This window comes from Paraburkholderia bonniea, from assembly GCF_009455625.1.
In the GTDB taxonomy this organism is placed as follows: Bacteria; Pseudomonadota; Gammaproteobacteria; order Burkholderiales; family Burkholderiaceae; genus Paraburkholderia; species Paraburkholderia bonniea.
This window is the reverse complement of sequence record NZ_QPEQ01000001.1, coordinates 2,480,790-2,502,508: the sequence shown is the minus strand read 5'-3', so window position 1 is coordinate 2,502,508 and position 21,719 is coordinate 2,480,790. Positions and strand designations below refer to the sequence as shown.

General features: G+C 60.3%; 18 protein-coding genes. 12 read left to right on the top strand and 6 right to left on the bottom strand.

Features of this window, described 5'->3' with window-relative positions; genetic code table 11:
• The first annotated feature begins 13 nt into the window (after positions 1-13).
• From GH656_RS11045 to GH656_RS11030, 4 genes are read left to right on the top strand one after another with little or no spacing between them, the layout of a single operon-like run.
• Positions 14-979, top strand: coding sequence for an NAD-dependent epimerase/dehydratase family protein (locus GH656_RS11045; protein WP_153075919.1), 966 nt, complete (start codon positions 14-16; stop codon positions 977-979).
• Entirely contained in the window at positions 976-2,916 is a 1,941-nt protein-coding gene (locus GH656_RS11040) for an HAD-IIIA family hydrolase (RefSeq protein ID WP_153075918.1), read from the top strand. Before GH656_RS11045 ends, GH656_RS11040 begins: the two co-directional genes overlap by 4 nt.
• Complete coding sequence (locus tag GH656_RS11035; protein WP_153075917.1) at positions 2,906-3,886, top strand: GHMP family kinase ATP-binding protein; 981 nt, start codon at positions 2,906-2,908, stop codon at positions 3,884-3,886. The genes GH656_RS11040 and GH656_RS11035 overlap by 11 nt, the downstream gene beginning before the upstream one ends.
• 29 nt (positions 3,887-3,915) lie before the next feature.
• The gene (locus GH656_RS11030) at positions 3,916-4,485 is read left to right on the top strand and encodes an SIS domain-containing protein (RefSeq protein ID WP_153075916.1); all 570 of its coding nucleotides are present in this window, start codon (positions 3,916-3,918) and stop codon (positions 4,483-4,485) included.
• Between the two features lie 86 nt (positions 4,486-4,571).
• Here the strand turns inward: GH656_RS11030 and GH656_RS11025 are convergent, their stop codons facing one another.
• Entirely contained in the window at positions 4,572-5,582 is a 1,011-nt protein-coding gene (locus GH656_RS11025; RefSeq protein WP_153075915.1) for a methyltransferase domain-containing protein, read from the bottom strand.
• A gap of 492 nt (positions 5,583-6,074) precedes the next feature.
• On the opposite strand from GH656_RS11025, the gene GH656_RS11020 reads away from it, so the two are divergent.
• From GH656_RS11020 to GH656_RS11005, 4 genes are read left to right on the top strand one after another with little or no spacing between them, the layout of a single operon-like run.
• On the top strand, positions 6,075-6,920 hold the full coding sequence (locus GH656_RS11020) for a glycosyltransferase family 2 protein (protein WP_153076652.1): 846 nt from the start codon (positions 6,075-6,077) through the stop codon (positions 6,918-6,920).
• On the top strand, positions 6,917-7,873 hold the full coding sequence (locus tag GH656_RS11015) for a UDP-glucose 4-epimerase family protein (protein ID WP_153075914.1): 957 nt from the start codon (positions 6,917-6,919) through the stop codon (positions 7,871-7,873). The genes GH656_RS11020 and GH656_RS11015 overlap by 4 nt, the downstream gene beginning before the upstream one ends.
• A gap of 8 nt (positions 7,874-7,881) precedes the next feature.
• Positions 7,882-8,910, top strand: coding sequence for an MraY family glycosyltransferase (locus tag GH656_RS11010; protein WP_153075913.1), 1,029 nt, complete (start codon positions 7,882-7,884; stop codon positions 8,908-8,910).
• Positions 8,911-8,951: 41 nt separating this feature from the next.
• Positions 8,952-10,841 (top strand): polysaccharide biosynthesis protein, encoded by a 1,890-nt coding sequence (locus tag GH656_RS11005; protein ID WP_153075912.1) that lies wholly within the window; start codon positions 8,952-8,954, stop codon positions 10,839-10,841.
• Between the two features lie 38 nt (positions 10,842-10,879).
• On the opposite strand, the gene GH656_RS11000 is transcribed toward GH656_RS11005, so the two are convergent.
• The 5 genes from GH656_RS11000 to GH656_RS10980 form a co-directional block, all read right to left on the bottom strand.
• Complete coding sequence (locus GH656_RS11000; protein WP_153075911.1) at positions 10,880-11,992, bottom strand: MraY family glycosyltransferase; 1,113 nt, start codon at positions 11,990-11,992, stop codon at positions 10,880-10,882.
• A gap of 26 nt (positions 11,993-12,018) precedes the next feature.
• A complete protein-coding gene (gene galE / locus GH656_RS10995; protein ID WP_425495859.1) occupies positions 12,019-13,047 on the bottom strand; it encodes a UDP-glucose 4-epimerase GalE in 1,029 nt (342 codons plus the stop codon).
• A gap of 14 nt (positions 13,048-13,061) precedes the next feature.
• Positions 13,062-14,222: a glycosyltransferase family 4 protein gene (locus tag GH656_RS10990; RefSeq protein ID WP_153075910.1), complete on the bottom strand. Its 1,161-nt coding sequence runs from the start codon at positions 14,220-14,222 to the stop codon at positions 13,062-13,064.
• 31 nt (positions 14,223-14,253) lie between these two features.
• Entirely contained in the window at positions 14,254-15,066 is an 813-nt protein-coding gene (locus GH656_RS10985; RefSeq protein WP_246184305.1) for a glycosyltransferase, read from the bottom strand.
• A gap of 92 nt (positions 15,067-15,158) precedes the next feature.
• Positions 15,159-16,421, bottom strand: coding sequence for an oligosaccharide flippase family protein (locus GH656_RS10980; protein WP_153075908.1), 1,263 nt, complete (start codon positions 16,419-16,421; stop codon positions 15,159-15,161).
• 269 nt (positions 16,422-16,690) lie between these two features.
• Here GH656_RS10980 and GH656_RS10975 point away from each other — a divergent pair, with 269 nt between their 5' ends.
• The 4 genes from GH656_RS10975 (at position 16,691) to waaA (ending at position 21,589) form a co-directional block, all read left to right on the top strand.
• Entirely contained in the window at positions 16,691-18,109 is a 1,419-nt protein-coding gene (locus GH656_RS10975; RefSeq protein ID WP_153075907.1) for a phosphomannomutase/phosphoglucomutase, read from the top strand.
• 139 nt (positions 18,110-18,248) lie between these two features.
• Positions 18,249-19,274, top strand: a complete 1,026-nt coding sequence (gene waaC, locus GH656_RS10970; protein WP_153075906.1) for a lipopolysaccharide heptosyltransferase I — start codon at positions 18,249-18,251, stop codon at positions 19,272-19,274.
• A gap of 79 nt (positions 19,275-19,353) precedes the next feature.
• On the top strand, positions 19,354-20,238 hold the full coding sequence (kdoO, locus tag GH656_RS10965; protein ID WP_153075905.1) for a Kdo hydroxylase KdoO: 885 nt from the start codon (positions 19,354-19,356) through the stop codon (positions 20,236-20,238).
• A 55-nt stretch (positions 20,239-20,293) separates the two neighbouring features.
• A complete protein-coding gene (gene waaA, locus GH656_RS10960; protein WP_153075904.1) occupies positions 20,294-21,589 on the top strand; it encodes a lipid IV(A) 3-deoxy-D-manno-octulosonic acid transferase in 1,296 nt (431 codons plus the stop codon).
• Positions 21,590-21,719: the final 130 nt, after the last annotated feature.

Here is a 21,719-nt window from a genome sequence, read left to right as displayed (position 1 = left end):
TGGTCTGGAAATTATGAGCGTATTGATTACCGGCGTGGCCGGCTTTGTAGGCTGCAATCTGGCGCAGACCCTGCTGGAGCAGGGCCAGACTGTCTTTGGCGTGGACAACCTGTGCCGTGGGCGGCGTGAAAATCTGGCGGCCGTGTCGGCCAATCCGCGTTTTGCGTTCAGCGTGGTCGACATGGCTGATCTGGCCGCATACCGCACGGCATTCGAGGCGTTTCATGCCCGCGATCCCGTCACCGAGGTGTGGCACCTCGCGGCTAATTCGGACATTCCTGCTGGTGTGAACGACGCCAACGTTGATCTGCGTGACACGTTCATGACGACCTTCAATACGCTGGAAATCATGAAGTCGCTTGAAATCGGCATGCTGGCATTTGCTTCCAGCTCAGCGATTTACGGCGATCTGGGTTCAGCCCCGCTCGTCGAAGATATCGGCCCGCTACTGCCTATTTCGAACTATGGCGCGATGAAACTGGCTTCAGAAGTGGCGATCAGTGCGGCTGCTGAGAGCTACCTGAAAGAAGTGTTCATCTACCGTTTCCCTAACGTGATTGGTGTGCCCGCGACGCACGGCGTGATGCTCGATTTCGTACGCAAGCTGCATGCGACGCCTGACAACCTCACCGTGCTCGGCAACGGGACGCAGCAAAAATCGTATCTGCATGTTGAGGAACTGGTGGATGCGATGCTGTACATCCGCACGCATGCCAAAGACCGGCTGAATTACTTCAACGTCGGCGTGGATGACGAAGGCGTCACGGTACGCTTTATTGCCGAAGAAGTGGTGCGCGCTGCCGCGCCATCGGCGCAGATCACCTTTGGCGAAGGCAACAAGGGCTGGGTCGGAGACGTGCCGCGTTTTTGCTATTCCATCGACAAGCTCCGTGCGCTGGGCTGGCAGCCCAAGCTCAAATCGGTGGAGGCGGTCCGCAAAGCCATCGGGCAAATCGTCGCGCAAGAGTCGCAGGCATGAAGCAGGTCGTCATCCTGGCGGGCGGAAAGGGCACCCGCCTGCGCGAGCGTCTCGGAGACCGGCCTAAACCCCTTGTGGATATTTGCGGCATGCCATTGCTTGAGCGGCAAATTCTGCTGGCAAAAAAGTTTGGCTTTACCGATGTGGTGGTGCTCGTCAACTATCGTGCCGAGCAGATCGTGGAGTTTTGCCGCGCCAACGCTAACTGGGGGCTCGCGGTTCAATGCATCGATGAAGGCGAGGCGCGTGGCACGGCGGGTGCGGTGCTGAATGTGCTCGATGTGCTGGCCGAAGAGTTTCTCGTGATGTACGGCGACACGATGCTGGAAGTCGATTTCGACCGGTTTCATGCTTTTCATGCAGCGATGCCGGAAACAGCCGCAACGCTTTTTCTGCATCCGAACGATCATCCTCACGATTCGGATCTGGTCGACGTTGACGAAACCGGCCGGGTGCAGCGCTTCTATCCCTATCCGCACGATGCTTCGCGGTACTACCCGAATCTGGTCAATGCAGCGCTTTACTGGGTGCGTAAGGCGTCGCTGGAAGGGTGGCGCGAGCAGCAGGGCATGTTCGATTTCGGCAAGGATTTGTTCCCGCAGATGCTGGCGCGCGGTTTGGTCCTGCGTGGCTACAACAGCCCGGAGTACATCAAGGATAGCGGCACGCCAGCGCGCCTCGACAAGGTGTCGGCTGATTTGCTGTCGGGAAAGATCGCGCGCGCGGCGCTGAGCCAGCCTCAGGCTGCGGTGTTCCTCGACCGGGATGGCACGCTCAACCAGGAAGTCGATCACCTGCACAGCGCGGCCCAGTTCGAGTTGCTGCCGGGCGTTGAGCAGGCGATCCGGCGTCTGAACCAGGCCGAGTACCGCTGCTGTGTGGTGACCAACCAGCCGGTGGTGGCGCGAGGCGAATGCACGCTCGACGAATTGCGGCAGATCCACAACAAGATGGAGACTTTGCTGGGGCGGATGGGCGCGTACATCGACCGGCTTTACTACTGCCCCCATCATCCCGACAAGGGCTTTGAGGGCGAAGTGCCCGAGCTGAAATTTGCCTGTTCGTGCCGCAAGCCCAGCACTGGCATGGTCGATCAGGCGGTGAGCGAGTTGAATATCGAGCGAGCGCGCTCATGGTTTGTCGGCGATACCTCAACCGATATGCTGACCGCCCAGCGCGCAGGGTTGAAGTCGATTCTGGTTGAAACCGGTTATGCCGGGCTGGACCAGAAATACCGGGCAGAGCCGGATTTCACCGTGCCCGATCTGACGGCTGCGGTCGATTTCATGCTTGACCTCTACCCAGCGCTTTCTAGTCAATGCGATAAAATCGCGCAGCATTTACGCCCGGGCGAGATTGTTTATATTGCGGGCCAGTCGCGCAGCGGCAAAACAACTTTTGCCAATGCGCTCAGGTATGCGCTGCAGCGCAGAAATATGAAGGCGCAGGTGCTGAGCACGGATCGCTGGTTGCTTGACGAACCAGCGCGCACGGAAGGGGTGCTGGGCCGGCATGATTTGCCCGCATTGCGTAGCTTGCTCGAAACCCTTGCTGAGCCGTCAACCCGGCCTGCCGAAGTGGTGCTGCCGGCGTATCTCAAGCTGCGGCGCGAGCAGATCAAAGCGGCGCAGACCATTGCCATCGGGCCAGATGATGTGGTGCTTGTTGAAGGGATCATGGCCTTTCATGCGGCCGTTCCGGCCACCTCAAGCCAGCGTTTTTTCGTTGAAATCGATGAGCCTTCGAGGCGTGAGCGCGTGATTCGCGCGTATCTGCAGCGCGGCTTGACGCAGGAAGCGGCAGAAGCGGTGTATGCGCAGCGGCTGGTGGATGAAGTGCCGGTCTTGCTCGCGGCGGCGGGTCAAGCGCCACGAATCTCGCTCCCACGTGCCGTGGCGCACCCAGAAAATATTAGGAATACCACTGATGATAATTAGCCGAACTCCTCTGCGGATGAGCTTTGTCGGCGGCGGAAGCGATCTCCCTGCGTTTTACCGCAAAGAAGGCGGAGCCGTGTTGAGCACCGCGATCGACAAGTACGTGTATGTCAACGTCAACAAGAAGTTCGACAGCGGCATTCGTATCGCTTATTCGAAGAACGAAGAAGTGTCGAGTGTGCGGCAGATCGAGCATCGGCTGGTGCGCGCGTCGATGGAATATCTGAACATCGACGGCGGCGTTGAGATTACGACCATCGCAGACATTCCCTCGAAAGGAACCGGGCTCGGCTCGTCGAGCTCTTTTACGGTGGGTTTGCTGCATGCGCTCAATGCCTATAAGGGACGTTATGTCTCCAGTGAGCAACTGGGCGCGGATAGCTGCCGCATCGAGATCGACATTTGCGGCGAGCCGATTGGACGTCAGGACCAGTACGCAGCGGCCTACGGCGGCTTTAACCTGATGGAGTTCCGGCCGGACGATTCGGTGGTGGTGACGCCGGTGATCTGCGAGCCGATGACCATCAAAAAACTCGAGCAGCACATTCTGGTTTTTTACACCGGCATCACGCGCAGCGCATCGGCGCTGTTGAAGCAGCAATCCGAAGACATCACCAGTGACGAGCGCAAACATCAGACCCTGGTCAAGATGGTTGGCTTGACCTATACGCTGTGCGATGAACTGCAACGCAACAATATCGACGCTTTTGGCGACATCCTTCACGAAAACTGGATGCTGAAAAAAAGCATCACGACGGGGATCAGTACGTCCGATATTGATGGCTGGTACGATGCTGCGCGGGCCGCAGGAGCCAAAGGCGGAAAAATTCTCGGTGCGGGGGCAGGCGGTTTTCTGATGCTGTATGCCCCGCCTGAATCGCATGAGCGCATCAAGCATGCCCTCCCGGAACTGAGTCCGGTAGACGTGGGCTTTGAGCCGCTCGGAAGCAGAATCATTTTTTATCATTAACATTGCGCGGCAACATCCAGGAGCTTTACATGAGTGCATACACTGGCGTAGCAGAGACCTATCTCACCAAGCTGTCCGCCATGCTGGCGACGATTGACCGTAAACAGATTGACGATGCAATCGGCGTGGTGGCGGATGCGTGGCAGCAAGGCCGTCAAATCATTACGCTTGGCAATGGCGGCAGTTCAATGACCGCGTTGCACTTCATCACCGACTGGAATAAAAGCGTATTTATGTACGGTGGCGGCAAGCCATTCCGGGGCCGTTCGCTAGTGGACAACATGGGCCTGGTGATGGCCTACGGTAACGACATTTCTTTCGAAGATATTTTCATTGAGCAGTTGAAGAATATTCTTCAGCCAGGCGACCTGGTACTGGCCATTTCCGGTAGCGGCAATTCAGAAAATGTCGTGCGCGCGGTGCAGTACGCGAACGATAACGGTGCGGTGACGCTTGGCCTGTGCGGCTACCGCGGCGGCAAACTGAAGGAGTTGGCCCAGCACGTGGTGTGGGCCGATATTGACGACATGCAACTGGCGGAAGACATTCACGCGATCTTCGGCCACATGGTCATGCAAAAGCTATGCAAGCAGATTTAAGCGAATCTTGAGTTGCATCGGCGGTATTGCAGGTGCACTTCACCCCGGAGCGCTGGACATTTATCCAGCGCTCCGGGGTGTTTTCTTTAGAGTTTTAAATATCGTCTAAGCGTGCGCAGTGGTGCTGTAACGCGCCATGACAGGGAGTTGAGCATTCTCTCAAGATGCTGGTGTGATGCCTCCAGCTCCTCGTGCGAGGTTTGTATATCCCGTTGGGCCTCGATTAATTGCGTATGAATTTCTTCCATTTTCTGTCGTGCTGCAATAATTTCAGAATTGAGTGGATTAATTTCATCGGGTATGTGCCATGCAGGGCTGGTTCTGGTTTGTGCTTTTCGCGCCAGGCAGGTAATAAATTCAGCTTCTTTATCGAACCACACCTGAATGTCTTTAAACCCAGCGCGTTCACACATTGCCCGGCAGGCAAATTCATTGAGGAAGAAATAATGGCTATAAACGACATAATCTGCCTTGAACATCGGGCACTGAAGTAACATTGCGCCGTTATCGCTTAATTTTTCTCTAATGATTTTCAGCTCGGCTTGAGCGTTTGGCATATGCTCGATCGTATGCCAGATGGTTACCAGATCAATGCCGGCTTTGACCTGATCCAGGTCAGTGCATATTTTGATGTTTTCGGATTTCTCGAAGTGCGGGAGCAGTTTTTCAAGCGCGACCGTGTTGTATTCGATAGCGAATGCCTGCTCGAACTGGAGGGCCCCAGCGGCAGTCGTAAAGCCCATGCCCGCACCGAAATCCATGAATGAAACGCGGCGAAAATCCGGCGGCAAATTTGCCAGGGCGAAATCAATAATTGGCGTGGCTTGTGCGACGCGATTTTTTATCGTTCCCAGAATTTCGCTGGTGACCTGATAAAACTCTTCAGATCCCGTTTTCTGGACATCAGTGTTGTTTCCGGTTTTTATCACACTCAGCAAGTCAGTGATATTAACCAGAGAGGTGCAATACATGCAGGTTGCTATTTCGACTTCATGGCCATGCGCATCAATGCGATCCTGATATTTAGTGAGCGTTCCCTGCATGTCGCAACATGGACAGTGGACATTTGAATATTTTTCAGAAAAGATAGCGGCCATGCTTAACTGCTCCGGTTAAACAACATTTGCGCGAAATGCTGGGCTATTTCATTTTTGTAGTAATGGTTGTAATAATTGTGCGAAATAGAAGCGGCATTACTCCAGGTTCAGAACGGGAAATAATAGCATCATTTTTGTGCATTTTTAATTCCTGCTTCGCCATGACTGAAGCTGCTTTATGGCTCATCTAGTTCATTTGCTTTCTAGCGGTTGATGACGATGGCTGAGCGTCGAAGCGTAAGCGTGAAAGTTGGCCGTCACCGGTATTCGACGTGAGGCCTAGCGTGCCCTTTTTAGTCCTCTTGCCGGTTAAACTCTACGTTTTGCGCATGCCGTTGGCGAAAACGGTGCTGCCCATCCCCCCGTTTTCTGCAGAAAAAATAAAAACGGGATCTGCCTCTGGTGCTGCAGGGCATGAACTTATCGTGCAGGGTGGCCAAACGACACCCTGCTTTTAGTGCGCACCGCTTCGATATGTCTTTTACCTCCCCTATGACCGATCTCCGCACGGCCAACCCCGACATCGACAGTCTGTCTGTTTCGGTTGTCGTCTACCGGCCTGACCTGGCCTTGCTGGCGGCAACACTGCAGAGTCTCGCTGCCGCCTGCCGCTGCTGGCAGGCCTTGAAGCCGGATGCGTCAGTTGAGCTTTGTCTCGTGGATAACGGCGGCCTGACGGGGGCCGATGAGCTGCTCGGCGCACTGCGTCAGCAGGGCATTGCGTGCCGCGTCATGACCGGGCATGGCAACGTGGGCTACGGCCGTGGCCATAACCTCGCGCTTGAGGGCACCCAGACACGGTTTCATCTGGTGCTCAATCCCGATGTGGTGCTTGATCCCGATGGGCTGAGCGAGGCCTTGCGCTTTTTTGCCCAGCATCCGGAAGCGGGTTTGCTTTCGCCGCGTGTGGTGGATGAACACGGGCAGTTGCAATACCTGTGCCGCCGTTATCCCGCGTTGTTCGATCTGCTGGTCAGAGGCTTTTTACCGGCGCGCTGGCGTGCGTGTTTTGCACGCCGTCTGGCCCGATATGAAATGCGCGAGGTGATTAACGAGCGGGATATCGTTTGGGACCCGGCGATTGTGAGCGGCTGTTTCATGCTGTTCCGCACGAACGTGCTGCAAGCACTGGGCGGCTTTGATCCGCGCTATTTCCTGTATTTCGAAGACTACGACTTGAGCCTGCGCGCTCACGACCAGGCGCGCGTGGCCTATGTTCCCGCTGTGCGCGTGCTGCACCATGGCGGCGGTGCCGCGCGTAAAGGGCTGGCGCATATTCGCCGGTTCGCCGCGTCGGCGTTCAGGTTTTTTAACCGGTTTGGCTGGAAGTGGTTATGAGCGCAATTCTGGTGACAGGGGCCAATGGTTTTGTCGGACGCGCGCTATGCCGCGTGCTGCTCGAGGCAGGCCACACGGTGACAGGTCTGGTGCGGCACGCCGGGGTTGGCGTGAACGGGGTGCGGGAGTGGGTGGATGAGCGTGCGGATTTCGCCGGCATTAGCGCTGCATGGCCCGTTGATGTGGCGGTGGATTGCGTCGTGCATCTCGCGGCGCGGGTGCATCAACTGCACGATGAAGCGCTCGACCCCGACGCCGCGTTTCGTGCCACCAACGTGACTGGCGCGCTGCGTGTCGCGCAGGCGGCGCGCAACCAGGGCGCGCGGCGTCTGGTGTTTGTCAGCAGCATCAAGGCCGTTGCGGAAAGCGACGGTGGGCAGCCATTAAGCGAGCGCACGCTGGCATCACCTCAGGACGCTTATGGCCGCTCGAAACTCGAAGCCGAACAGGCGCTGCGCGAATACGGTGTGCAAAGCGGGCTGGAGATCGTGATCGTCCGGCCGCCGCTGGTGTATGGCCCTGAAGTGCGGGCGAATTTTCTGCACTTGATGGATGCGGTCTGGAAACGTCTGCCGTTACCGCTTGGGTCGATTCAAGCCAGACGCAGCCTGGTTTTTGCCGGCAATCTGGCCGACGCGCTGGCTTGCTGTGTGAACGATCCACGCGCGGCGGGCGCATGTTTTCATGTGGCCGATCCTCACGCGCCCACCGTCGCGGAACTGGTGCGCTCGCTAGGGGTTCATTTGCAGCGGCCCGCCCGTTTGTTACCGGTGCCAACTGCCGCGCTGCTGCTGGCTGGGCGCATCACAGGCCGCCTGCCACAGATCGAGCGTCTGACGGGCAGCCTGCAGGTCGACGCGACGCAGATTCAGACCGTTCTGGGCTGGCGGCCACCGTACTCACTTGATGACGGGCTGGCCGCTACCGCGCGCTGGTACCGCTCAACGCATTGAGGCTGGATATGCTGAGGCATTTATTAACAACGACAACGGCTCCAGGCTGGATGATTGCGCTGCTGACGGGCGTCGTGGCAGCCGTGGCGAGCGCGGCCATCTTGAGGCTTCTATTACAGACCGGCTGGGCGTGGCGTCTGGCCACCGATATGCCGAACGAACGTTCATTGCATCTGCGTCCGACACCCCGGGTGGGTGGCTGGGGCCTGATTTCAAGCGCCGTGGCCGCGCTGGTGCTGGTCGCGCCAGCGCTTTGGAGCGTGGCGCTAGGCACGGCGTTCCTGGCGGTGGTGTCGCAAATCGACGATCGCCGTGGGCTGAGTGCCCGGGTGCGCTTCACGGCTCATCTGGTTGCGGTGCTGGGGTTCGTGGCGCTGTATCCGGCACCGGTGCCGTGGTGGGCGCTGGCGTGTCTCGTGCTGTTGCTGCTGTGGCTGGTGAATCTATACAACTTCATGGATGGATCGGACGGCCTGGCGGGCGGGATGGCCTTTTTCGGTTTCACGGGCTATGCGCTGGCGGCGCTCAGCGCCCGCCATGCCGAACTTGATCTAGCTTGGGGCGCAGCAGCTGTGGCAGGGGCCGCGCTGGGTTTTTTGCGCTTTAACTTTCCGCCTGCGCGGATCTTTCTCGGCGATGCGGGCTCAATCCCATTAGGGTTTCTGGCCGGGGCGCTGGGTTACTGGGGCTGGCAGCGCGGCGTCTGGCCGCTCTGGTTCACTGCGATGGTGTTTGCGCCGTTTATTGCAGATGCGTCGCTTACTTTGCTGCGGCGTTTGCTGCGCGGCGAACGCTTCTGGCAGGCGCACCGCGAGCACTACTACCAGCGGATGGTGCGCTCTGGCATGGGGCATGCAGCCACGGCACGCGTGTGGTATGGGGTCATGGCAGCAGGCATAATGCTGGCTCTTTACCTGCTTGATTCCCCTGAGGTCATTCAATGGTGCGTGGTGAGCGCGTGGATGATCTTGCTCTGCTTGCTTGGCCTGGCAGTGGACCGGCGCTGGCACCGTTATCAGGCGTCTTTGTCCGAGTAATTTGAGATTGTTCCTGATTGTTCCTTTGAGATGCGCTGAAGATGATTCGAAATAAAGCTTCGTGGCTTTCCGTCAGTGCTTTTCTGTTCGACCTGTGCGCGGTGGTGGCGGCATGGTTGACGGCTTATATCGTGCGTTTTAACGGTATGGTTCCGCTTGAATTCAGAACGGGTGCGCTGCATTCGTTTGCCTGGGTGCTGCCCACCTATGCGGTGATGTTCCGCATTTTTGGTCTTTACCGCGGGATGTGGGTGTTCGCCAGCCTGCCGGATCTGCTGCGAATTTCCAAAGCGGTTATTTCCGGGGCGCTGGTGGCGATGGTGGTGTCGGTGCTGGTGCAGCCGGTGCCGGTCGTGCCGCGTTCCGTGTTGCTGGTTTCGCCGCTGTTTCTGTTTTTGCTGATGGGCGGCTCACGCGCGCTATATCGCGCGGCCAAAGAGTTTTATCTGTATGGCGGCCTCGTCGCACAAGGCAAGCCGGTGGTCGTGCTGGGGGCCGGGCTGGCGGGTGCGAACCTGGCGCGTGAGCTGTCGCGTTCGAGTGAATGGCGTCTGGTGGGCTTGCTGGATGACGACGTGTCCAAGCATGGCCGCGAAATTTACGGCTACAAGGTGCTGGGCCCCATCGACCAGCTCGCGCCGCTCACCGAAGCCTTCAAGGTGGAGGACGTCATCATTGCGATTCCATCGGCCTCGATCGAAGCACAGCGGCGCGTGGCGACGCTGTGTGTGCGGGCGGGGGTGCGAGCGATGACGCTGCCTGCGCTGACGCCACTCACACGGGGTCAGGCATTTTTGTCACGGGTGCGGCAAATTGATCTGGAAGACTTGCTGGGCCGCGAACCGGTAAAGATTGATACGCCGCACGTCGAAGCCTTGCTGCGCAACCGGATCGTGATGGTGACCGGCGCTGGCGGGTCGATCGGTTCGGAATTGTGCCGGCAGATTTTGCGTTTTGAACCGGCGCAACTGGTGGCCTTCGATTTATCCGAATACGCGATGTACCGCTTGACCGAAGAGCTGCATGAGCACGCGCCGGGCATCGTGGTGATCCCAGTGATTGGCGATGTAAAAGATTCGCTGCTGCTTGACCAGGTGCTGTCGCGCCACACGCCGCACATCCTGTTTCATGCCGCCGCCTACAAACATGTGCCGCTGATGGAAGAGCTGAATGCCTGGCAGGCGGTGCGCAATAACGTGCTGGGCACCTACCGGGTGACGCGTGCGGCGATTCGCCATGACGTCCGGCATGTGGTGCTGATTTCCACCGACAAGGCGGTCAACCCGACCAACGTGATGGGCGCGAGCAAACGTCTGGCTGAAATGACTTGCCAGGCGTTGCAACAGAGCACCACTCGCACCCAGATCGAAACCGTGCGCTTTGGCAATGTGCTGGGCAGTGCGGGCAGCGTGATTCCCAAGTTCCAGCAGCAGATTGCCAAAGGGGGGCCGGTCACGGTCACTCACCCTGAAATCACCCGTTTTTTCATGACGATTCCCGAGGCTTCGCAACTGGTGTTGCAGGCCTCAAGCATGGGGCGGGGCGGGGAGATTTTCATTCTCGACATGGGTGAGGCGGTGAAGATCGTCGATCTGGCACGCGACTTGATCCGGCTGTATGGCTATAGCGAAGAACAGATCCGGATCATCTTTACCGGCTTAAGGCCCGGCGAAAAACTCTATGAAGAGCTGCTGGCCGACGACGAAGCCACCATCCGCACCGAGCATCCCAAACTGCGCATCGCCAAGGCGCGTGAAGTGCCGCTGGCGTTGCTCGATGAACTCCTGCCGTGGCTGATGCAGCCCCGGGTGCCAACTGACGATGAGGTGCGCCGCGATTTGCGCCGCTGGGTGCCGGAGTATCAGCCGATGCTGGCACCGATGCTGCAAAGCGTGCCAGCCGGGGTGAATGGCTTGCATGGTTCCCGCTAAGCCCGGGGGCAGGTAAAAAAAGCGCGTCAGCGCTTTTTTTATTTCTCCTCCGCCTGGCGCGCCTTGCGCACCACCATCCAGCGAGGCGAGCGAAAGCGCACGATGCTCAGATATAGCCAGACATAGGTCGCGGCAAACACCACGACAAAAACAAACAGATGCAGCGTATGACGCCAGAACAGCGTGGCGGGCACGACGGCGACGAGACACAGCAGCCACAGGTACGGTGAAGTGAGCGAGTTGCGCCGGGTGAGTTCGCGCGCGGTGCGAGCCCCCACCACCCAGCGCATCAACCGCTTGTAGACCAGCATATGCAGATGCACGCCGTCCGGGATACCCGGTGACATGCCACGCACGAATTTCTTGCGATAGATCGAAAAACAGGTTTCGAAGATCGGATACATGAAGAGCAGCACGGGATACCACGCGGAGACCTCGTGATTGCGCATCACCAGCAGGATTGACAGTTCGGCCAGCATGAAGCCAATGAAATACGCGCCACCATCACCGAGAAAAATCAGGCCAGCCGGAAAATTCCAGATAAAAAATCCGAGCACCGCGCCCATCATGATGAGCGACGCTGACAGCACCACCGGGTCCGAAACCTGAAACGCGACGTAGGCCAGCGAGGCAAACATCATCAGCGCCACCATCGAAGCCAGGCCGTTGAAGCCGTCGATGATATTCACCGCATTGGCGAGCGCGGCCACGGCGAGCACTGTGACGGCGCAGGCGATGACGGGGTAGCTCAGCAGAAAGTCGAGCGGCGGCACGCTGATGCGCGTGATGCCAATGTGCAGCACGAAGTAGGCCAGCGCTGCGGCGGCCATGGTGCACAGCAGCCGCGCCAGTGGCGACACGCGTTTGGTCAGGTCTTCTGTCAGCCCTGAGGCAAAGGCGGGCAGCCCGCAGGCACTCAGCCCAAGAATGCCGATGGCGACCGCCGGATAGGTGCTGTACAGATGCAGCGCCGACGCCACCAGCCCCAGCAAGATGCCGACGCCGCCGATGCGCGGCACAGGACGCACATGAAATTTCTGCACGCCAGCTAGATCGGTGTCCGTGGAGAATTTTTCATGCAGATGCGCATAGCGCACGATCAGCAGCGTGACTGCCAGCGAAACGATGAAGCCAAACGCGAAACTGAGCATGACGCGACCCTGAAAAAGACGGCGAATTAGACAAAACCATGGGGATTCAGCGCTTGCCAGCGCCAGTGGTCGGCGCACATCTGCGGCAGATCGCAGAGGGCGCGCCAGCCCAGCAGCTGTTCTGCCGCGTGAGCATTGGCGTAACACGCGGCAACATCGCCTGGGCGGCGCGCGACGATGTCATACGGAATCGCGCACCCGCTAGCCTGCTCGAACGCATGCACGACATCCAGCACGCTATAGCCGCGCCCGGTGCCGAGGTTCACCACGAAGCTCGCATTGCGCTGGCCAAGCGCATCGAGTGCCGCTAGATGCCCGCGCGCCAGATCAACCACGTGAATGTAATCGCGCACCCCAGTGCCATCGGGCGTGGGGTAATCGCCGCCGAAAATACGCAGGCGCTCGCGCTTTCCTGCCGCAACCTGGGCCACGTAAGGCATCAGATTGTTGGGCACACCTGCGGGGCTTTCTCCGATCAGTCCGCTTTGATGTGCGCCGACCGGGTTGAAATAGCGCAGCGTGGCGATGCGCCAGGCAGGGTCAGCGGCTTCGACGTCACGCAGAATCTGCTCGGCCATCAGCTTGGTCTGGCCGTAAGGGTTATGCGCGGTTAGCGGGAATGATTCGTCGACTGGGGAGGATTGCGGCACACCATAGACCGTCGCTGACGAGCTAAATACCAGTTGCTTGATGTCATGCGCTTGCATCACGTCAAGCAGCACCAACAGGCTGTCGAGGTTGTTGCGGTAGTAGCGCACGGGTTGTTCGACCGATTCGCCTACGGCCTTGAGCGCGGCGAAATGGATCACGGCGCTCACGGGGTGGGTGGAAAAAATGCGCTTTAGCTGGGTTTCATCGCGCGCATCTGCGGCGTAAAACGTCAGCGTTTTGCCGGTGATCTGCTCAACTCGCTGCAGCGCTTCGCGGTGGCTGTTGATCAGGTTGTCCAGCACCACGACGTCATAGCCGCGTTCAAGCAGCTCAACGCAGGTGTGCGAGCCGATAAAGCCCGCGCCGCCGGTCACGAGAATCGTGCTCTGGCCTTGGATTGGCATGCTGTGTTCCTGCTTCATGGTTGGAGTGAGACCTGAGTCAAGCGCTGGATCAACGCCAGATAGCGCGCGATCACGTCACGCTCGTCAAATTCGGCGGTGACCTTGTGCCGGCCCTGTTCGGCCATTTGCTGGCGGGCTGTGGCAGGCAGTTCGAGCATCTGCGTCAGCGCTGCCGCGAGGCTCTCGGCACTACGTGCTTCGCACAGCAGGCCATTGACGCCATCGGCGACCACCTCGCGGCACCCGGGCACGTCGGTGGCGACGATCGGGCGGCCCATCGCCGCGGCTTCCATCAGTGTGCGTGGCACGCCTTCGCGGTACGACGGCAGTACTACGCAACTAGCGGCGGCGATGGTGGGGCGCACATCGTCTGCTTCACCGAGGTATTCGATCAAGCCTTCACGCTCCCATGCTGCGACGTCGGCGCGGCTGAGCGCGCTGGGATTGGCCACGCCCACCGGCCCGAGCAACTGAAAGCGCACATGCGGATAACGCGGGCGCAACTGACGCGCGGCGGTGACATATTCTGCGACGCCCTTGTCCCACAGCAAACGCCCAATTAGTACGAATACGAACGGAGCCGACGCTGATGTTGCCGACGACGGTGGCAAGGCACTGAAGGCGAACTGTTCGAGATCCACGCCTTCACCATGCAGCAACTGGGCGCGTTCCGGATGGGCCAGCAGTTTTTGCGCGAGGAACGTGGCCTGGTCATCACGGTTCAAAAACCAGATTTCGCGCGGAAAGCGAAACGCGAGGCGATACAGGCGGCGCGCGATTTGCGCGGCGCGCCCGGACTGGATGAACACATAACCGAGCCCGGTAGTCACCGCCACCGATGGCACGCGTGCCAGCCAGGCAGCGATGGAACCATAAATGTTCGGCTTGATCGTGTAGTGAAACACGAGGTCTGGCCGGAGCGCGCGATAGTGCCGGTACAGCGCGCCAAGCGTGCGCAGGTCAGCGAACGGATTCGTGCCTTTGGAGGCGACTGGCAGCGCGATGCAGCGGCAACCCATTGCGCTTAGCAGCGCGAAAGTGCGGTCGGGCGGTGCCAGCACGGTGACTTCGACCTTCTGCGCGAGCAAGGTACGGATCAGGCCGTGACGGTAGGTATGGATCGCCCATGCGGTGTTGCACACGAGGCTGATGCGAAGGGTTGAGGCAGGTCTCATGCAAGGGCCATAAAGCGGGCGAGGGACGGCATTAAGGTTCCGTGTGGCGTGAAGCAGCGTGTGAGGCAGAGCGTGCAGCGCGTGAAGTGAACAGCACGCGCTTGATACGGTGCAGCAGCGGATAAGGGGTCACGAGATGCAGCAGATTCTTCACGAGGCCGAGCCAGTCATAAAGATTGAGCGGGTTGAAGTAGCTCAGTTGCAGTTGCAGCGTCGAGCGTATCTGGCGGCGGCGCCGGGTCGCGCTGATGCCGCCGTCGTTTAGTTCGTAGTACACGCCGGTGTGCGCCAGATTGGCGCAGTCGTAACGCGCCATCAGACGCAGGAACAGATCGAGATCTTCGGCGGCGGGATAGGCGTTGCGGTAGTTGCCCACGGCCTGCACGGCCGCGATGCGCAGCATCATCGACGGATGGACGAAGCAGCTGCGCATGAAGCGCATCCGGCGGATCGCCGCGGGGGCAGTGGGTGGCGTCAGCATAAAAAGCGGCTGACTGGCTGGCGTTACGACCTGGGCCCACATGCCAAGTGCCGCGACGTCAGGATGCGCTTGCAGATAAGCGCGTTGCTGCGCGAGCCGCTGAGGCACCGCCCGATCTCCCGCATCAATGCGCGCCGCGTATTGATAGCCGCCTGCCGCGAGGGCCTCGATACCCCGTTGCAACGCGCGTTCGATGCCGCCGTTTTGCGCCAGCCGCAGCACGTCGATCAGCATGCCTGGCAGTACCGGCGCGACCAGCGGCGGCGTGCTGCCATCGTCAACTAGCAGCACCCGGATCAGCGTGGTTTCGCTAAATGACGCGAGCGTGCGTTCAACCTCCGCCTGGGCGTTAAAGACCGGCATCAGCACGGCCACATCATCCAGCGAGACCGTGAGATTCGTGCCAGGCGCGGTCGTTGCCGTTGCCGCCAAAGGCGCGCTGGAAGAAGAAAAGGTCATGGGCGCACCCGGTAACGAAGGTAGAAGAAGTTCACGCTGGCGGCGGCGATATAGCCCGCAGCGAGCCCGATCAGCGCGCCATAAGCACCGAAGCGCGGAATCGCCAGCCAGTTCACGCTGAAGGCAATCAGCAACGCCAGAAGCCATTTCGCCAGCAAGACGAATTTCGCCTGATATTTAAGGACGGCCAGATTGCCGATGGCCTCAATCCCGGCCGGCACCGAGAGCCACACCGCCCAGCGGAAAATTTCAGCTGCACCGGTGTAATCCGGTCCGAACACCAGGCGGATGATGACCCCCGCGAGCAGGTCTAGCACCAGCGCCCCTGCAGCCATTAACGCGGCAGTTAGCACGGTCAGCCGCAAGATATTGCGGCGTAGCTGGGCCGCTTCCTGCACCCGGTAGACAAACCCTGGCGCGAGCGTCTGCGCCAGCATCAGCGCCAGCGCAATCCAGTTCTCGTTGAGCTGCTGCGCGGCGGAATAGCGGCCAAGGTCGGCAAATGAAATCGTGCGCTCGAGCATCAGCCGGTCGAGCTTCAGAAACAGGTACATGCAGATCAGGCCCAGCCAGAACACACCGCCCGCGCTGGCGAAATGGCGCACCAGGGTGCGGTCGATACGCCAGTCGAGCGTGCCGCCATGGCGGCGGATGTAGTACGCGAGCAGCACTGCACCAATGACGGCGGCCTCAAACGCCCAGAGCCAGCCAAAGCGCGCGGGCGCGAGTGTTGCGCGGACGCAGAGATAGACCAGCCCCGCCTTGAGTAACGCGGTGACCATGCTGCTCAGCAACTGCGGCTTGCTGTAAGTCATGCTTTGCAGCCAGGCATTGATGGTGCCGACGAAGGGCTCCCGGAACACCATCGTCAGCGCCAGTCCGGCGAGCATCGCGCCCACCAGCGGATCAGTGAGCCCGGCCGCGATGCCACCCCATGTGAGCAGCAGCGCGGCGGCGGAAACGCTAAGGCGCAATACGAACGCACTGCCAAGCATCGTGCCTAGCGGGGCCGGGCGATGCACGATGGTGGGCACCAGGATTTCTGCGCCACAGACCCAGGTGATGGGGGCCAGCACCAGCAGCAGCGTATTGGCGTACTGCCATTTACCAAAGACATCTGGGCCGAAATAGCGCGCCAGCATGCCGCTGATCGCAATCGCTACGGCAATCTGGGTCAGCCGCTCAAGGCCAAGCCAGACGAGATTGGCTAGCGCCCGGGCAACTTCCGGCTGAGCGCTGCGGCGCGCAAGGCTTAGCATCGGCCGCCTGGCGCTGGCCGGGGGATGGGGGCATAGGGTGTGTTTGGTGCGTGCAGTGCGTGCAGGCAGGGCGGTGCCCATGGCAGCGACTTCATTGGAGGGGCACGCAGAGGCATTAGAATAGGCGCCTTTCTGGGCGCGGCTAAAAACGAAGAAGCGCAATTATAGGTGGGAACCGCAAGGCTTCCAGCCTGCGCCTCATGTGCATCGCGCGTGTTCTCGCGCCGTGCGCCATTTAAATTTTTCTACTGTACGAAGCGAGTCACATCATGATCTCCCAGTCCATTTTCAAGGCGTATGACATTCGCGGCGTAGTCGGCAAGACACTCGATGTGGCAACCGCTCGCGCGATTGGCCAGGCGTTTGGCAGCGAAGTGCGGGCGCAAGGTGGCGATGCGGTGGTGGTGGCGCGTGATGGCCGCCTGTCGGGGCCGGAACTGGTTCAGGCACTGGCGGAGGGCTTGCGTTCGGTGGGCGTGGATGTGGTGGATGTGGGCATGGTGCCAACCCCCGTGGGCTATTTCGCGGCGAGCGTGCCGTTGGCGCTGCCCACTGGCGAGCGCCGGGTCGATTCATGCATCGTCGTGACCGGCAGCCATAACCCCCCTGATTACAACGGCTTCAAGATGGTGCTGCGCGGTGCCGCTATATATGGCGAGCAGATTCAGGCGCTGTATCAGCGGATTGTCGAGCAACGTTTTGCCAGCGGTCACGCTAGTGGTAGCGGTAGTGGCGCTGGCAGCTATGTCGAGCACGATGTCGCATCCGCCTACCTTGAGCGGATTGTTGGCGATATCCGTTTGACGCGGCCGCTGAAGCTGGTCGTGGATACCGGCAATGGCGTTGCCGGAGGGCTGGCACCACGTCTTTTCAAGGCGCTTGGTTGCGAGCTGGTTGAGCTTTTCACGGAGATCGACGGCACTTTCCCGAATCACCATCCCGATCCGGCTCATCCCGAGAATCTGCAGGACGTGATGCGTGCGCTGCGCGAGACGGATGCGGAAATCGGCTTTGCGTTCGATGGTGACGGCGACCGTCTTGGCGTGGTGACGAAAGACGGCCAGGTGATTTATCCCGACCGCCAGCTCATGCTGTTTGCCGAAGACGTGCTGTCACGCCATCCTGGCGCGCAAATTATTTACGACGTGAAATGCACACGCAATCTGGCACCGTGGGTGCGTGCCAAAGGCGGCGTGCCGCTGATGTGGAATACCGGGCATTCGCTGGTGAAGGCGAAGCTGCGCGAAACCGGCGCACCGCTGGCGGGTGAAATGAGCGGCCATGTGTTCTTTAAAGACCGCTGGTATGGCTTTGACGATGGCCTCTACACCGGCGCGCGGCTGCTCGAAATTCTGACGCGCGTAGCCGATCCGAGCCAGTTGCTTAACGGCTTGCCTAACTCGCTTTCCACCCCTGAGCTGCAACTGAAGCTCGAAGAGGGAGAAAACGTGCAACTGATCGAACGTCTGCTGCAGCACGCGAGCTTTCCCGCTGCCGATCAGGTGGTGACCATCGACGGTCTGCGCGTCGAATACCCCGATGGCTTTGGCCTCGCGCGTTCGTCCAATACCACGCCGGTGGTGGCGATGCGTTTTGAAGCGGATACGGAGGCGGCGCTCGCCCGGATTCAAGATGATTTTCGCCGGGCGATTCTCGCGCAAAAACCGGACGCCAGATTGCCGTTCTAACGCGGCGGCGGTGTCCGCGTGAAGCACGGTGACGCGCCGCAGTTCTGTTGCATGACACCTCTGACGGCGCGCTCTTTCGCGCCGCTTGTTCAAGTTTGTTTAATCCATCTTTGGGGCCGGTTTGCCCGGCGTGATCTCCGTGAGCGTGCAAAAAATTCTCCTCGTCCGGGTGTCGTCGCTGGGCGACGTCGTGCACAACATGCCGGTGATTGCCGACATTCGTCGTTGGTATCCCGAGGCACAGATCGACTGGCTGGTGGAAGAGAGCTTCGTGGGCCTGGTGCAACTGGTGGATGGTGTTCACCGGGTGCTGCCGGTGGCGTTGCGGCGCTGGCGCAAGCGCTTTGCCTCGCGCGCCAGCTGGCGCGAGGTGCGGGCGTTTCGCCGGGCGCTGGCCGCAGAAAATTACGATCTGGTGATTGACTGCCAGGGTCTGGTGAAAACCGCGTGGATGGCGCGTATGGCGCGCGGACAACTCGTGGGCCTGGCGAACCGGACCGAAGGCGCTGGCTTCGAGTGGCCTGTGCGCTTTTTTTATGACCGGCGAGTGCCGATTGCACCGCATACGCATGTGGTCGAACGCACCCGGCAACTGGTGGCGGCCGCGCTTAATCAACCACCGCCCCAGCCCACTGACCCAATCGACTTCGGCCTGAACCGGCAGCGTGCGGCACAGGCGCTGGCGGCAGAGGGGCTGAACCTGCCGGTGCCGTATGTCGTGTTCGTCCATGCAACCTCACGCGCGGACAAGCAGTGGCCCGAGGCTGCGTGGCTTGAACTCGGCTCAATCCTGATCCGGCGTGGCATGTCGATCGTGCTGCCCTGGGGCAGTGCGGCTGAGCGGCTCACCAGTGAGCGCCTCGCCAACGCATTTGGTGCGGCCGGCATCGTGCCCCCCCAGTTACCGCTAGCGGCCGTGGTCGGCCTGATTGACGGGGCGGCAGTGACGGTTGGCGTCGATACCGGCCTTGTCCATATTGCTGCCGCGCTCAAACGACCAACGGTCGAGCTGTACAATTTCGAGACAGCGTGGCGCACCGGAGGTTACTGGTCGCCGGAGATCATCAACCTTGGCGGTGCAGGGCGTGAGCCAAGGCTGTCCCAGGTGCTGAGCGCACTAGCGGATTTGGGTCTGCTATCCCCCCCATCACACGACCCGGTTTGAAGCGAAGCGTTGCAGCGCTGAGCGCTGGACGCAATGGCGGCGGCGCGGCACAACGGGTTATTTCTTTTCAATAAAAACGATGAATGAATCCCAGATTATCGAAGTGACGTCTGCCGACTGGAGCGGACGGGGTTTGTCGTTGCCACGCGAAACCTTGCTGGCGGGCGTTGAGCGCGGCAAGGTGCTGTATTTCCCGCAGTTGCCTTTTGCGCTTCATGGCGGTGAGCCTGCGTTGCTCGATCCAGCGCTGGCGGACCCGGCACGCAAGAACATCAGCCTTGAGCCCAATGGCGGCGCGCTGCATGGTGTGCTGGGCAATGCAGTGACGCAGTCGGCGGTGCGCGCGCTGATCGCGCGTTATCAGGCGAGTGCGCGCACGCTGGTCGATGGTTTGTTTCCTGAATATGACGGCGTGCTGCGGGTTGCGCCAACCAGCCTGCGCCTGCATCAGGTCGAAACGCGCCATACCTCCTGGCGCAAGGACGATAGCCGTTTGCATGTGGATGCGTTTCCGTCCCGGCCAAATTACGGCGAACGGATCTTGCGGGTGTTCACCAATGTGAATCCGCATGGCGTGCCGCGAGTGTGGCGCGTGGGCGAGCCATTCGAAGATATGGCCCGGCGGTTTTTGCCACGTATCCGGCCTCAGATGCCAGGTTCTGCCTGGTTGCTGAAGTTGCTGCATGTCACCAAATCCCGCCGCAGCGCTTACGACCATCTCATGCTGAAGCTGCACGATGCGATGAAAGCCGATCTGGCTTATCAGCAAACCTCACCGCAGCAGACCATGCCGTTCCCGCCTGGCAGCGTGTGGGTCTGTTTTTCGGATCAAACCTCGCATGCGGTGATGTCCGGCCAGTTCATGCTGGAGCAGACGTTTTTTCTGCCGGTGCGCTCAATGGCGCAGCCGGAATGTGCACCGCTGGGTATCCTGGAACGGCTGCAAGGCCGCGCGCTAGCGTGAGCGCGCCGGGCATGGGTGCTGCTGCGCGCTGCGTTCTTTCGCCGAAGGGGGCGCGATGTTAAGGGCGTTATACCGGGCCCTGTGGTGGCTCATCGCACCGCTTGCGGTGTTGCGCTTGCTGTTGCGCTCACGCAAGGAACGTGGCTACCGCGAACATATTGGCGAGCGTTTTGGCCGCTCGGCGGGCCGCCGGCCCGACGACGCGGCACCCTTGATCTGGGTGCATGCGGTGTCGGTGGGTGAGACGCGTGCCGCTGAGCCACTGATCAACGCGCTGCTTGCCGCCCGTCCTGACGCGCGCGTGCTGCTGACACACATGACGCCGGGTGGGCGTGCAACGGGCGAGCAGTTATACGGTGAGCGCGTGCTGCGTTGCTATTTGCCCTATGACCTGCCACATACCGTCCGGCGTTTTCTGCGTGCCTGGCGGCCGGCGCTCGGGCTGATTATGGAGACCGAAGTGTGGCCGACGTTAATCGACGAATGCCGCCAGATGAATGTGCCGCTGGTGCTGACCAACGCCCGAATGTCGGCGCGCTCGTATCGCCGCGCGTCGATGTTTGGCCGGGCGACGCGCGAAGTGTTTGGTGGTTTTTCCCGGGTGCTGGCGCAAAGTCCTGCGGATGCGGAGCGGCTGCTGGCGCTGGGCGCACGCAAGGTCACGGTATTAGGCAATCTGAAGTTCGATATGGACACGCCAGCGGAGACGATTGCGCGTGGCCGTGCGTGGCGCGCGGCGTTTGGCGCGCGTCCGGTATGGGTGGCGGCCAGCACGCGTGAAGGTGAAGAAGCGCTGGTGTTGCAGGCCTTTGCGGCACTTGAGGTAGAGCATGCGCTGCTGATTCTGGTGCCGCGTCATCCGCAACGTTTTGACGAGGTGGCCGCGCTGATTGAAAAGCAGGGTTTGCGTTGTGCCCGCCGCTCATCCTGGGGTAGCGCTGCGCTCGCATCAGGTTCGGATGGCATCGCGCCATTGCCCGATGAGGTGGAGGTGCTGCTCGGCGATTCGATGGGTGAAATGGGGGCCTACTATGCTGCGGCTGATATCGCCTTCATCGGAGGCAGTTTGTTGCCGCTGGGTGGGCAAAATCTGATCGAAGCGTGCGCGGTGGGGGTGCCGGTGCTGATCGGGCCACATGTCTTCAATTTCACCCAGGCGACGGCCGATGCCGTTGCAGCGGGTGCGGTGATCCAGGTGCAGGACTGGAGCGAACTTGCCAGGGGCTTGCAGGCGCTGTTCAACGACCGGCCGCAACGCACGGCAATGGGTGCCGCCGCCGCCGCTTTTGCTGCCCGGCACCGTGGCGCGACAGCGCGGACGGTTGAGGTGCTGCTCACGTTATTGCCTTAACCGCTAGTTGGGCGGTGGATGCCATACCGGGCACCGGCTAGATCGCAGACGTTGCGCAATAGCGCAGGGTTCACGAGGTACACAGAAATACCGTTGCGCACTATCTTTGCGGAACAAAACAAGAGGGGCG

Coding starts and splice junctions, on each gene's coding strand:
- GH656_RS11045 (WP_153075919.1), top strand. CDS start 14: ATGAGCGTATTGATTACCGGCGTGGCCGGCTTTGTAGGCTGCAATCTG.
- GH656_RS11040 (WP_153075918.1), top strand. CDS start 976: ATGAAGCAGGTCGTCATCCTGGCGGGCGGAAAGGGCACCCGCCTGCGC.
- GH656_RS11035 (WP_153075917.1), top strand. CDS start 2,906: ATGATAATTAGCCGAACTCCTCTGCGGATGAGCTTTGTCGGCGGCGGA.
- GH656_RS11030 (WP_153075916.1), top strand. CDS start 3,916: ATGAGTGCATACACTGGCGTAGCAGAGACCTATCTCACCAAGCTGTCC.
- GH656_RS11025 (WP_153075915.1), bottom strand. CDS start 5,582: ATGGCCGCTATCTTTTCTGAAAAATATTCAAATGTCCACTGTCCATGT.
- GH656_RS11020 (WP_153076652.1), top strand. CDS start 6,075: ATGACCGATCTCCGCACGGCCAACCCCGACATCGACAGTCTGTCTGTT.
- GH656_RS11015 (WP_153075914.1), top strand. CDS start 6,917: ATGAGCGCAATTCTGGTGACAGGGGCCAATGGTTTTGTCGGACGCGCG.
- GH656_RS11010 (WP_153075913.1), top strand. CDS start 7,882: ATGCTGAGGCATTTATTAACAACGACAACGGCTCCAGGCTGGATGATT.
- GH656_RS11005 (WP_153075912.1), top strand. CDS start 8,952: ATGATTCGAAATAAAGCTTCGTGGCTTTCCGTCAGTGCTTTTCTGTTC.
- GH656_RS11000 (WP_153075911.1), bottom strand. CDS start 11,992: ATGCTCAGTTTCGCGTTTGGCTTCATCGTTTCGCTGGCAGTCACGCTG.
- galE (WP_425495859.1), bottom strand. CDS start 13,047: ATGCCAATCCAAGGCCAGAGCACGATTCTCGTGACCGGCGGCGCGGGC.
- GH656_RS10990 (WP_153075910.1), bottom strand. CDS start 14,222: ATGAGACCTGCCTCAACCCTTCGCATCAGCCTCGTGTGCAACACCGCA.
- GH656_RS10985 (WP_246184305.1), bottom strand. CDS start 15,066: ATGCCGGTCTTTAACGCCCAGGCGGAGGTTGAACGCACGCTCGCGTCA.
- GH656_RS10980 (WP_153075908.1), bottom strand. CDS start 16,421: ATGCTAAGCCTTGCGCGCCGCAGCGCTCAGCCGGAAGTTGCCCGGGCG.
- GH656_RS10975 (WP_153075907.1), top strand. CDS start 16,691: ATGATCTCCCAGTCCATTTTCAAGGCGTATGACATTCGCGGCGTAGTC.
- kdoO (WP_153075905.1), top strand. CDS start 19,354: ATGAATGAATCCCAGATTATCGAAGTGACGTCTGCCGACTGGAGCGGA.
- waaA (WP_153075904.1), top strand. CDS start 20,294: ATGTTAAGGGCGTTATACCGGGCCCTGTGGTGGCTCATCGCACCGCTT.